7 rRNA genes are annotated in these 13,693 nt (G+C 48.8%); all 7 read left to right on the plus strand.

The window, feature by feature from the left end:
- A 23S ribosomal RNA gene (locus ACU5DF_RS22980) occupies positions 1–2,799 on the plus strand; the annotation flags it as partial.
- 136 nt (positions 2,800–2,935) lie between these two features.
- Positions 2,936–3,051: ribosomal RNA gene (gene rrf / locus ACU5DF_RS22985) — 5S ribosomal RNA — on the plus strand.
- 401 nt (positions 3,052–3,452) lie between these two features.
- Positions 3,453–4,993: ribosomal RNA gene (locus ACU5DF_RS22990) — 16S ribosomal RNA — on the plus strand.
- A 330-nt stretch (positions 4,994–5,323) separates the two neighbouring features.
- Positions 5,324–8,211, plus strand: a 23S ribosomal RNA gene (locus ACU5DF_RS22995).
- 136 nt (positions 8,212–8,347) lie between these two features.
- Positions 8,348–8,463, plus strand: a 5S ribosomal RNA gene (rrf, locus tag ACU5DF_RS23000).
- A gap of 398 nt (positions 8,464–8,861) precedes the next feature.
- Positions 8,862–10,404, plus strand: a 16S ribosomal RNA gene (locus ACU5DF_RS23005).
- Between the two features lie 329 nt (positions 10,405–10,733).
- Positions 10,734–13,623: ribosomal RNA gene (locus ACU5DF_RS23010) — 23S ribosomal RNA — on the plus strand.
- Positions 13,624–13,693: the final 70 nt, after the last annotated feature.

Here is a 13,693-nt window from a genome sequence, read left to right on the forward strand (position 1 = left end):
TAAACCTTTTGAGTCTGGGATTTCTGAATGGGGAAACCCACTAGCATAAGCTAGTATCGCTGCGTGAATACATAGCGCAGCGAAGCAAACCGGGAGAACTGAAACATCTAAGTACCCCGAGGAAGAGAAATCAACCGAGATCCCGAAAGTAGCGGCGAGCGAAATTGGGTTAGCCCTTAAGCTTTTAATGAGACAGGTGAAGCCTCTGGAAAGTGGCGCGATACAAGGTGATAGCCCTGTAACCGACATCTCATCATCAGTGAAAACGAGTAAGGCGGGACACGTGATATCCTGTCTGAATATGGGGGGACCATCCTCCAAGGCTAAATACTACTGACTGACCGATAGTGAACCAGTACCGTGAGGGAAAGGCGAAAAGAACCCCTGTGAGGGGAGTGAAATAGAACCTGAAACCGTGTACGTACAAGCAGTAGGAGCATACTTGTTATGTGACTGCGTACCTTTTGTATAATGGGTCAGCGACTTATATTCAGTGGCAAGGTTAACCGTTTAGGGGAGCCGTAGGGAAACCGAGTCTTAACTGGGCGTTCAGTCTCTGGATATAGACCCGAAAACAAGTGATCTAGCCATGGGCAGGTTGAAGATTGAGTAACATCAATTGGAGGACCGAACCGACTAATGTTGAAAAATTAGCGGATGACTTGTGGCTAGGGGTGAAAGGCCAATCAAACTTGGAGATAGCTGGTTCTCCCCGAAATCTATTTAGGTAGAGCCTCGGACGAATACTACTGGGGGTAGAGCACTGTTAAGGCTAGGGGGTCATCCCGACTTACCAACCCTTTGCAAACTCCGAATACCAGTAAGTACTATCCGGGAGACACACGGCGGGTGCTAACGTCCGTCGTGGAGAGGGAAACAACCCAGACCGCCAGCTAAGGTCCCAAAGTTATAGCTAAGTGGGAAACGATGTGGGAAGGCTCAGACAGCCAGGATGTTGGCTTAGAAGCAGCCATCATTTAAAGAAAGCGTAATAGCTCACTGGTCGAGTCGGCCTGCGCGGAAGATGTAACGGGGCTAAGCTATACACCGAAGCTGCGGCAATGCAATTTATTGTGTTGGGTAGGGGAGCGTTCTGTAAGCCGTCGAAGGTGTGCTGTAAGGCATGCTGGAGGTATCAGAAGTGCGAATGCTGACATGAGTAACGATAAAGGGGGTGAAAAACCCCCTCGCCGGAAGACCAAGGGTTCCTGTCCAACGTTAATCGGGGCAGGGTAAGTCGACCCCTAAGGCGAGGCTGAAAAGCGTAGTCGATGGGAAACGGGTTAATATTCCCGTACTTCTTATAATTGCGATGGGGGGACGGAGAAGGCTAGGTGGGCTTGGCGACGGTCGTCCAAGTTCAAGTGCGTAGGCTAAGAGTTTAGGTAAATCCGGACTCTTGTTAGGCTGAGACACGATGTCGAGCATCTACGGATGTGAAGCCATTGATGCCATGCTTCCAGGAAAAGCCTCTAAGCTTCAGATTATAAGAAATCGTACCCCAAACCGACACAGGTGTCGAGTAGAGAATACTAAGGCGCTTGAGAGAACTCGGGTGAAGGAACTAGGCAAAATGGTACCGTAACTTCGGGAGAAGGTACGCTCCTAGCGGTGATGAGACTTGCTCTCTAAGCTGCCGGGAGTCGCAGATACCAGGTGGCTGCAACTGTTTATTAAAAACATAGCACTGTGCTAAATCGTAAGATGACGTATACGGTGTGACGCCTGCCCGGTGCTTGAAGGTTAATTGATGGGGTTAGACTTCGGTCGAAGCTCTTGATCGAAGCCCAAGTAAACGGCGGCCGTAACTATAACGGTCCTAAGGTAGCGAAATTCCTTGTCGGGTAAGTTCCGACCTGCACGAATGGCGTAATGATGGCCACGCTGTCTCCACCCGAGACTCAGTGAAATTGAAATCGCTGTGAAGATGCAGTGTACCCGCGGCTAGACGGAAAGACCCCGTGAACCTTTACTACAGCTTGGCACTGAACATTGACCCTGACATGTGTAGGATAGGTGGGAGCCTTTGAAACCAGTACGCTAGTATTGGTGGAGGCAATCTTGAAATACCACCCTTGTATGCTTGATGTTCTAACGTTGGCCCCTTATCGGGGTTGCGGACAGTGCCTGGTGGGTAGTTTGACTGGGGCGGTCTCCTCCCAAAGAGTAACGGAGGAGCACGAAGGTGGGCTAAACACGGTTGGACATCGTGTGGTTAGTGCAATGGCATAAGCCCGCTTGACTGCGAGAATGACAATTCGAGCAGGTACGAAAGTAGGTCATAGTGATCCGGTGGTTCTGAATGGAAGGGCCATCGCTCAACGGATAAAAGGTACTCCGGGGATAACAGGCTGATACCGCCCAAGAGTTCATATCGACGGCGGTGTTTGGCACCTCGATGTCGGCTCATCACATCCTGGGGCTGAAGTCGGTCCCAAGGGTATGGCTGTTCGCCATTTAAAGTGGTACGCGAGCTGGGTTTAGAACGTCGTGAGACAGTTCGGTCCCTATCTGCCGTGGGCGTTGGATGATTGAAAGGGGCTGCTCCTAGTACGAGAGGACCGGAGTGGACGAACCTCTGGTGTTCGGGTTGTTACGCCAGTAGCATTGCCCGGTAGCTAAGTTCGGGATCGATAAACGCTGAAAGCATCTAAGCGTGAAGCGAGCCTTGAGATGAGTCATCCTGATACTATACGTATCCTAAAGGGTTGTTGGAGACTACGACGTAGATAGGCAGGGTGTGTAAGTGCTGCGAGGCATTGAGCTAACCTGTACTAATTGCCCGTGAGGCTTAACCATACAACACCCAAGGGGTTTTGAACGGATTTAAAGTTGCAAGAAACAGATTGAATGTGATTAAGAACAACTCTTTATATAGAGAAACGGCTTTCCAGATTATTATTTATCTCTTAGTGAGGTAGATAGAAAGAATTTGCTTGGCGACCATAGCGTTATGGACCCACCTGATCCCATGCCGAACTCAGAAGTGAAACGTAATAGCGCCGATGGTAGTGTGGGGTTTCCCCATGTGAGAGTAGGACATCGCCAGGCTTGAATTTGAATAAGTGCCCGTTCAATAGAACGGGCTTTTATTTCGCTCCCAGATTGTCACTGTGAGCCAAGTCAACATAACGTTTTTAAGTCTTTCATAAATAAATGAAAAAGTTGAAAATATTATCTTGACTTTCAAATCAGAAAGCGTATTATACGCAGCCTGAAGCGACGAAGCGGTAACGCTAAGTGGTTGAAAGACAAGCTCTTTAACAATTTAACCAAATCAATCTGTGTGGGCACTTGTGAGTTGATAATCACTAGTTTGCTTTTACTTTTCGAAGTGAATTCAAACAAAAATAATCAATGAACTGAGTGACTACACAAAATTACTTTTATGTAAGAAATCAGTATTAATCATTGAGCCGGTTTTGTTTCTGCTGAAACAAACCAAAAAACTTTAATTGAAGAGTTTGATCATGGCTCAGATTGAACGCTGGCGGCAGGCCTAACACATGCAAGTCGAGCGGTAACAGAAATTAGCTTGCTAATTTGCTGACGAGCGGCGGACGGGTGAGTAATGCCTGGGAATATGCCTTAGTGTGGGGGATAACTATTGGAAACGATAGCTAATACCGCATAATGTCTTCGGACCAAAGAGGGGGATCTTCGGACCTCTCGCGCTAAGATTAGCCCAGGTGAGATTAGCTTGTTGGTGAGGTAAGAGCTCACCAAGGCGACGATCTCTAGCTGGTCTGAGAGGATGATCAGCCACACTGGAACTGAGACACGGTCCAGACTCCTACGGGAGGCAGCAGTGGGGAATATTGCACAATGGGCGAAAGCCTGATGCAGCCATGCCGCGTGTATGAAGAAGGCCTTCGGGTTGTAAAGTACTTTCAGTCGTGAGGAAGGGTGTGTAGTTAATAGCTGCACATCTTGACGTTAGCGACAGAAGAAGCTGGCTAACTCCGTGCCAGCAGCCGCGGTAATACGGAGGGTGCGAGCGTTAATCGGAATTACTGGGCGTAAGCGCCTGCAGGTTGTTTGTTAAGTCAGATGTGAAAGCCCGGGGCTCAACCTCGGAACCGCATTTGAAACTGGCAAACTAGAGTGCTGTAGAGGGGGGTAGAATTTCAGGTGTAGCGGTGAAATGCGTAGAGATCTGAAGGAATACCAGTGGCGAAGGCGGCCCCCTGGACAGACACTGACACTCAGATGCGAAAGCGTGGGGAGCAAACAGGATTAGATACCCTGGTAGTCCACGCCGTAAACGATGTCTACTTGGAGGTTGTGGCCTTGAGCCGTGGCTTTCGGAGCTAACGCGTTAAGTAGACCGCCTGGGGAGTACGGTCGCAAGATTAAAACTCAAATGAATTGACGGGGGCCCGCACAAGCGGTGGAGCATGTGGTTTAATTCGATGCAACGCGAAGAACCTTACCTACTCTTGACATCCAGAGAATTCGCTAGAGATAGCTTAGTGCCTTCGGGAATCTGAGACAGGTGCTGCATGGCTGTCGTCAGCTTCGTGTTGTGAAAATGTTGGGTTAAGGTCCGCAACGAGCGCAACCCTTATCCTTGTTTGCCAGCACGTAATGGTGGGAACTCCAGGGAGACTGCCGGTGATAAACCGGAGGAAGGTGGGGACGACGTCAAGTCATCATGGCCCTTACGAGTAGGGCTACACACGTGCTACAATGGCGCATACAGAGGGCTGCAAGCTAGCGATAGTGAGCGAATCCCAAAAAGTGCGTCGTAGTCCGGATCGGAGTCTGCAACTCGACTCCGTGAAGTCGGAATCGCTAGTAATCGTGAATCAGAATGTCACGGTGAATACGTTCCCGGGCCTTGTACACACCGCCCGTCACACCATGGGAGTGGGCTGCAAAAGAAGTGGGTAGTTTAATCTTCGGGAGGACGCTCACCACTTTGTGGTTCATGACTGGGGTGAAGTCGTAACAAGGTAGCCCTAGGGGAACCTGGGGCTGGATCACCTCCTTAAACGATAGATTACGATTTATGAGTGTTCACACAGATTGATTAGGTTTTAATAAAGTTGAAGTGACAGAGCTTTAATTAATGATTTCGATTATTGATTAAAGCTTTTTGCTTTAAGCTCTTTAACAATTTGGAAAGCTGACTGATTTAAATAACTTACGAGTTATTCAAATCAAAATTTAAAAGTTCTTAATATCTTTTGTTTATCTTAGATAAACAAATTAAAAACACATTCAAGTGTTCTTGTATTTTGAATCCGGCGAAAAACCAGAACTCGCAATGACGAGTTCAACCTTGGTTGTTTATGCCATACGAAACCTCTTGGGGTTGTATGGTTAAGTGACTAAGCGTACACGGTGGATGCCTTGGCAGTCAGAGGCGATGAAAGACGTATTAACTTGCGATAAGCCCAGATTAGGTAGTAAAAACTTTTGAGTCTGGGATTTCTGAATGGGGAAACCCACTAGCATAAGCTAGTATCGGCTGCGTGAATACATAGCGCAGCGAAGCAAACCGGGAGAACTGAAACATCTAAGTACCCGAGGAAGAGAAATCAACCGAGATCCCGAAAGTAGCGGCGAGCGAAATTGGGTTAGCCCTTAAGCTTTTAATGAGACAGGTGAAGCCTCTGGAAAGTGGCGCGATACAAGGTGATAGCCCTGTAACCGACATCTCATCATCAGTGAAAACGAGTAAGGCGGGACACGTGATATCCTGTCTGAATATGGGGGACCATCCTCCAAGGCTAAATACTACTGACTGACCGATAGTGAACCAGTACCGTGAGGGAAAGGCGAAAAGAACCCCTGTGAGGGGAGTGAAATAGAACCTGAAACCGTGTACGTACAAGCAGTAGGAGCATACTTGTTATGTGACTGCGTACCTTTTGTATAATGGGTCAGCGACTTATATTCAGGGCAAGGTTAACCGTTTAGGGGAGCCGTAGGGAAACCGAGTCTTAACTGGGCGTTCAGTCTCTGGATATAGACCCGAAACCAAGTGATCTACCCATGGGCAGGTTGAAGATTGAGTAACATCAATTGGAGGACCGAACCGACTAATGTTGAAAAATTAGCGGATGACTTGTGGCTAGGGGTGAAAGGCCAATCAAACTTGGAGATAGCTGGTTCTCCCCGAAATCTATTTAGGTAGAGCCTCGGACGAATACTACTGGGGGTAGAGCACTGTTAAGGCTAGGGGTCATCCCGACTTACCAACCCTTTGCAAACTCCGAATACCAGTAAGTACTATCCGGGAGACACACGGCGGGTGCTAACGTCCGTCGTGGAGAGGGAAACAACCCAGACCGCCAGCTAAGGTCCCAAAGTTATAGCTAAGTGGGAAACGATGTGGGAAGGCTCAGACAGCCAGGATGTTGGCTTAGAAGCAGCCATCATTTAAAGAAAGCGTAATAGCTCACTGGTCGAGTCGGCCTGCGCGGAAGATGTAACGGGGCTAAGCTATACACCGAAGCTGCGGCAATGCAATTTATTGTGTTGGGTAGGGGAGCGTTCTGTAAGCCGTCGAAGGTGTGCTGTAAGGCATGCTGGAGGTATCAGAAGTGCGAATGCTGACATGAGTAACGATAAAGGGGGTGAAAAACCCCCCTCGCCGGAAGACCAAGGGTTCCTGTCCAACGTTAATCGGGGCAGGGTAAGTCGACCCCTAAGGCGAGGCTGAAAAGCGTAGTCGATGGGAAACGGGTTAATATTCCCGTACTTCTTATAATTGCGATGGGGGGACGGAGAAGGCTAGGTGGGCTTGGCGACGGTCGTCCAAGTTCAAGTGCGTAGGCTAAGAGTTTAGGTAAATCCGGACTCTTGTTAGGCTGAGACACGATGTCGAGCATCTACGGATGTGAAGCCATTGATGCCATGCTTCCAGGAAAAGCCTCTAAGCTTCAGATTATAAGAAATCGTACCCCAAACCGACACAGGTGGTCGAGTAGAGAATACTAAGGCGCTTGAGAGAACTCGGGTGAAGGAACTAGGCAAAATGGTACCGTAACTTCGGGAGAAGGTACGCTCCTAGCGGTGATGAGACTTGCTCTCTAAGCTGCCGGGAGTCGCAGATACCAGGTGGCTGCAACTGTTTATTAAAAACATAGCACTGTGCTAAATCGTAAGATGACGTATACGGTGTGACGCCTGCCCGGTGCTTGAAGGTTAATTGATGGGGTTAGACTTCGGTCGAAGCTCTTGATCGAAGCCCAAGTAAACGGCGGCCGTAACTATAACGGTCCTAAGGTAGCGAAATTCCTTGTCGGGTAAGTTCCGACCTGCACGAATGGCGTAATGATGGCCACGCTGTCTCCACCCGAGACTCAGTGAAATTGAAATCGCTGTGAAGATGCAGTGTACCCGCGGCTAGACGGAAAGACCCCGTGAACCTTTACTACAGCTTGGCACTGAACATTGACCCTACATGTGTAGGATAGGTGGGAGCCTTTGAAACCAGTACGCTAGTATTGGTGGAGGCAATCTTGAAATACCACCCTTGTATGCTTGATGTTCTAACGTTGGCCCCTTATCGGGGTTGCGGACAGTGCCTGGTGGGTAGTTTGACTGGGGCGGTCTCCTCCCAAAGAGTAACGGAGGAGCACGAAGGTGGGCTAAACACGGTTGGACATCGTGTGGTTAGTGCAATGGCATAAGCCCGCTTGACTGCGAGAATGACAATTCGAGCAGGTACGAAAGTAGGTCATAGTGATCCGGTGGTTCTGAATGGAAGGGCCATCGCTCAACGGATAAAAGGTACTCCGGGGATAACAGGCTGATACCGCCCAAGAGTTCATATCGACGGCGGTGTTTGGCACCTCGATGTCGGCTCATCACATCCTGGGGCTGAAGTCGGTCCCAAGGGTATGGCTGTTCGCCATTTAAAGTGGTACGCGAGCTGGGTTTAGAACGTCGTGAGACAGTTCGGTCCCTATCTGCCGTGGGCGTTGGATGATTGAAAGGGGCTGCTCCTAGTACGAGAGGACCGGAGTGGACGAACCTCTGGTGTTCGGGTTGTTACGCCAGTAGCATTGCCCGGTAGCTAAGTTCGGGATCGATAAACGCTGAAAGCATCTAAGCGTGAAGCGAGCCTTGAGATGAGTCATCCCTGATACTATACGTATCCTAAAGGGTTGTTGGAGACTACGACGTAGATAGGCAGGGTGTGTAAGTGCTGCGAGGCATTGAGCTAACCTGTACTAATTGCCCGTGAGGCTTAACCATACAACACCCAAGGGGTTTTGAACGGATTTAAAGTTGCAAGAAACAGATTGAATGTGATTAAGAACAACTCTTTATATAGAGAAACGGCTTTCCAGATTATTATTTATCTCTTAGTGAGGTAGATAGAAAGAATTTGCTTGGCGACCATAGCGTTATGGACCCACCTGATCCCATGCCGAACTCAGAAGTGAAACGTAATAGCGCCGATGGTAGTGTGGGGTTTCCCCATGTGAGAGTAGGACATCGCCAGGCTTGAATTTGAATAAGTGCCCGTTCAATAGAACGGGCTTTTATTTCGCTCCCAGATTGTCACTGTGAGCCAAGTCAACATAACGTTTTTAAGTCTTTCATAAATAAATGAAAAAGTTGAAAATATTATCTTGACTTTCAAATCAGAAAGCGTATTATACGCAGCCTGAAGCGACGAAGCGGTAACGCTAAGTGGTTGAAAGACAAGCTCTTTAACAATTTAACCAAATCAATCTGTGTGGGCACTTGTGAGTTGATAATCACTAGTTTGCTTTTACTTTTCGAAGTGAATTCAAACAAAAATAATCAATGAACTGAGTGACTACACAAAATTACTTTTATGTAAGAAATCAGTATTAATCATTGAGCCGGTTTTGTTTCTGCTGAAAACCAAAAAACTTTAATTGAAGAGTTTGATCATGGCTCAGATTGAACGCTGGCGGCAGGCCTAACACATGCAAGTCGAGCGGTAACAGAAATTAGCTTGCTAATTTGCTGACGAGCGGCGGACGGGTGAGTAATGCCTGGGAATATGCCTTAGTGTGGGGGATAACTATTGGAAACGATAGCTAATACCGCATAATGTCTTCGGACCAAAGAGGGGGATCTTCGGACCTCTCGCGCTAAGATTAGCCCAGGTGAGATTAGCTTGTTGGTGAGGTAAGAGCTCACCAAGGCGACGATCTCTAGCTGGTCTGAGAGGATGATCAGCCACACTGGAACTGAGACACGGTCCAGACTCCTACGGGAGGCAGCAGTGGGGAATATTGCACAATGGGCGAAAGCCTGATGCAGCCATGCCGCGTGTATGAAGAAGGCCTTCGGGTTGTAAAGTACTTTCAGTCGTGAGGAAGGGTGTGTAGTTAATAGCTGCACATCTTGACGTTAGCGACAGAAGAAGCACCGGCTAACTCCGTGCCAGCAGCCGCGGTAATACGGAGGGTGCGAGCGTTAATCGGAATTACTGGGCGTAAAGCGCATGCAGGTGGTTTGTTAAGTCAGATGTGAAAGCCCGGGGCTCAACCTCGGAACCGCATTTGAAACTGGCAAACTAGAGTGCTGTAGAGGGGGGTAGAATTTCAGGTGTAGCGGTGAAATGCGTAGAGATCTGAAGGAATACCAGTGGCGAAGGCGGCCCCCTGGACAGACACTGACACTCAGATGCGAAAGCGTGGGGAGCAAACAGGATTAGATACCCTGGTAGTCCACGCCGTAAACGATGTCTACTTGGAGGTTGTGGCCTTGAGCCGTGGCTTTCGGAGCTAACGCGTTAAGTAGACCGCCTGGGGAGTACGGTCGCAAGATTAAAACTCAAATGAATTGACGGGGGCCCGCACAAGCGGTGGAGCATGTGGTTTAATTCGATGCAACGCGAAGAACCTTACCTACTCTTGACATCCAGAGAATTCGCTAGAGATAGCTTAGTGCCTTCGGGAACTCTGAGACAGGTGCTGCATGGCTGTCGTCAGCTCGTGTTGTGAAATGTTGGGTTAAGTCCCGCAACGAGCGCAACCCTTATCCTTGTTTGCCAGCACGTAATGGTGGGAACTCCAGGGAGACTGCCGGTGATAAACCGGAGGAAGGTGGGGACGACGTCAAGTCATCATGGCCCTTACGAGTAGGGCTACACACGTGCTACAATGGCGCATACAGAGGGCTGCAAGCTAGCGATAGTGAGCGAATCCCAAAAAGTGCGTCGTAGTCCGGATCGGAGTCTGCAACTCGACTCCGTGAAGTCGGAATCGCTAGTAATCGTGAATCAGAATGTCACGGTGAATACGTTCCCGGGCCTTGTACACACCGCCCGTCACACCATGGGAGTGGGCTGCAAAAGAAGTGGGTAGTTTAACCTTCGGGAGGACGCTCACCACTTTGTGGTTCATGACTGGGGTGAAGTCGTAACAAGGTAGCCCTAGGGGAACCTGGGGCTGGATCACCTCCTTAAACGATAGATTACGATTTATGAGTGTTCACACAGATTGATTAGGTTTTAATAAGTTGAAGTGACAGAGCTTTAATTAATGATTTCGATTATTGATTAAAGCTTTTTGCTTTAAGCTCTTTAACAATTTGGAAAGCTGACTGATTTAAATAACTTACGAGTTATTCAAATCAAAATTTAAAAGTTCTTAATATCTTTTGTTTATCTTAGATAAACAAATTAAAAACACATTCAAGTGTTCTTGTATTTTGAATCCGGCGAAAAACCAGAACTCGCAATGACGAGTTCAACCTTGGTTGTTTATGCCATACGAAACCTCTTGGGGTTGTATGGTTAAGTGACTAAGCGTACACGGTGGATGCCTTGGCAGTCAGAGGCGATGAAAGACGTATTAACTTGCGATAAGCCCAGATTAGGTAGTAAAAACCTTTTGAGTCTGGGATTTCTGAATGGGGAAACCCACTAGCATAAGCTAGTATCGCTGCGTGAATACATAGCGCAGCGAAGCAAACCGGGAGAACTGAAACATCTAAGTACCCCGAGGAAGAGAAATCAACCGAGATCCCGAAAGTAGCGGCGAGCGAAATTGGGTTAGCCCTTAAGCTTTTAATGAGACAGGTGAAGCCATGGAAAGTGGCGCGATACAAGGTGATAGCCCTGTAACCGACATCTCATCATCAGTGAAAACGAGTAAGGCGGGACACGTGATATCCTGTCTGAATATGGGGGGACCATCCTCCAAGGCTAAATACTACTGACTGACCGATAGTGAACCAGTACCGTGAGGGAAAGGCGAAAAGAACCCCTGTGAGGGGAGTGAAATAGAACCTGAAACCGTGTACGTACAAGCAGTAGGAGCATACTTGTTATGTGACTGCGTACCTTTTGTATAATGGGTCAGCGACTTATATTCAGTGGCAAGGTTAACCGTTTAGGGGAGCCGTAGGGAAACCGAGTCTTAACTGGGCGTTCAGTCTCTGGATATAGACCCGAAACCAAGTGATCTAGCCATGGGCAGGTTGAAGATTGAGTAACATCAATTGGAGGACCGAACCGACTAATGTTGAAAAATTAGCGGATGACTTGTGGCTAGGGGTGAAAGGCCAATCAAACTTGGAGATAGCTGGTTCTCCCCGAAATCTATTTAGGTAGAGCCTCGGACGAATACTACTGGGGGTAGAGCACTGTTAAGGCTAGGGGGTCATCCCGACTTACCAACCCTTTGCAAACTCCGAATACCAGTAAGTACTATCCGGGAGACACACGGCGGGTGCTAACGTCCGTCGTGGAGAGGGAAACAACCCAGACCGCCAGCTAAGGTCCCAAAGTTATAGCTAAGTGGGAAACGATGTGGGAAGGCTCAGACAGCCAGGATGTTGGCTTAGAAGCAGCCATCATTTAAAGAAAGCGTAATAGCTCACTGGTCGAGTCGGCCTGCGCGGAAGATGTAACGGGGCTAAGCTATACACCGAAGCTGCGGCAATGCAATTTATTGTGTTGGGTAGGGGAGCGTTCTGTAAGCCGTCGAAGGTGTGCTGTAAGGCATGCTGGAGGTATCAGAAGTGCGAATGCTGACATGAGTAACGATAAAGGGGGTGAAAAACCCCCTCGCCGGAAGACCAAGGGTTCCTGTCCAACGTTAATCGGGGCAGGGTAAGTCGACCCCTAAGGCGAGGCTGAAAAGCGTAGTCGATGGGAAACGGGTTAATATTCCCGTACTTCTTATAATTGCGATGGGGGGACGGAGAAGGCTAGGTGGGCTTGGCGACGGTCGTCCAAGTTCAAGTGCGTAGGCTAAGAGTTTAGGTAAATCCGGACTCTTGTTAGGCTGAGACACGATGTCGAGCATCTACGGATGTGAAGCCATTGATGCCATGCTTCCAGGAAAAGCCTCTAAGCTTCAGATTATAAGAAATCGTACCCCAAACCGACACAGGTGGTCGAGTAGAGAATACTAAGGCGCTTGAGAGAACTCGGGTGAAGGAACTAGGCAAAATGGTACCGTAACTTCGGGAGAAGGTACGCTCCTAGCGGTGATGAGACTTGCTCTCTAAGCTGCCGGGAGTCGCAGATACCAGGTGGCTGCAACTGTTTATTAAAAACATAGCACTGTGCTAAATCGTAAGATGACGTATACGGTGTGACGCCTGCCCGGTGCTTGAAGGTTAATTGATGGGGTTAGACTTCGGTCGAAGCTCTTGATCGAAGCCCAAGTAAACGGCGGCCGTAACTATAACGGTCCTAAGGTAGCGAAATTCCTTGTCGGGTAAGTTCCGACCTGCACGAATGGCGTAATGATGGCCACGCTGTCTCCACCCGAGACTCAGTGAAATTGAAATCGCTGTGAAGATGCAGTGTACCCGCGGCTAGACGGAAAGACCCCGTGAACCTTTACTACAGCTTGGCACTGAACATTGACCCTACATGTGTAGGATAGGTGGGAGCCTTTGAAACCAGTACGCTAGTATTGGTGGAGGCAATCTTGAAATACCACCCTTGTATGCTTGATGTTCTAACGTTGGCCCCTTATCGGGGTTGCGGACAGTGCCTGGTGGGTAGTTTGACTGGGGCGGTCTCCTCCCAAAGAGTAACGGAGGAGCACGAAGGTGGGCTAAACACGGTTGGACATCGTGTGGTTAGTGCAATGGCATAAGCCCGCTTGACTGCGAGAATGACAATTCGAGCAGGTACGAAAGTAGGTCATAGTGATCCGGTGGTTCTGAATGGAAGGGCCATCGCTCAACGGATAAAAGGTACTCCGGGGATAACAGGCTGATACCGCCCAAGAGTTCATATCGACGGCGGTGTTTGGCACCTCGATGTCGGCTCATCACATCCTGGGGCTGAAGTCGGTCCCAAGGGTATGGCTGTTCGCCATTTAAAGTGGTACGCGAGCTGGGTTTAGAACGTCGTGAGACAGTTCGGTCCCTATCTGCCGTGGGCGTTGGATGATTGAAAGGGGCTGCTCCTAGTACGAGAGGACCGGAGTGGACGAACCTCTGGTGTTCGGGTTGTTACGCCAGTAGCATTGCCCGGTAGCTAAGTTCGGGATCGATAAACGCTGAAAGCATCTAAGCGTGAAGCGAGCCTTGAGATGAGTCATCCCTGATACTATACGTATCCTAAAGGGTTGTTGGAGACTACGACGTAGATAGGCAGGGTGTGTAAGTGCTGCGAGGCATTGAGCTAACCTGTACTAATTGCCCGTGAGGCTTAACCATACAACACCCAAGGGGTTTTGAACGGATTTAAAGTTGCAAGAAACAGATTGAATGTGATTAAGAACAACTC

The sequence above is a fragment of the Aliivibrio wodanis genome, assembly GCF_052920805.1.